Genomic DNA, 232 nt, shown 5'->3' on the forward strand with positions numbered 1-232 from the left:
GCCCTAAGTGACCTGCGCCAGGCCATCGAACTGGCGCCGACGCACCAGTCCTGGTACCAGCTGACGGTAGAACCCAACACCTTGTACTGTAACCAGCCACCTGAGCTGCCCGAGGACGACATCTTCTGGGATATCCAGGAAGCCGGCCAGGCGCTGATGGCCTACCACGGTTACCGCCAGTATGTAGTCTCGGCCTACGCCCAAGCCGGTCGTGCCGCGCGGCACAACCTGA

1 pseudogene is annotated in these 232 nt (G+C 62.9%); it reads left to right on the plus strand.

Going from position 1 to position 232, the window contains the following annotated elements:
• Positions 1-232 (plus strand): annotated as a pseudogene (locus OH705_RS28900) (YggW family oxidoreductase); the annotation flags it as partial.

Origin of the sequence: Pseudomonas sp. BJa3 (genome assembly GCF_026343815.1) — a bacterium.
Taxonomy (GTDB): domain Bacteria; phylum Pseudomonadota; class Gammaproteobacteria; order Pseudomonadales; family Pseudomonadaceae; genus Aquipseudomonas; species Aquipseudomonas soli.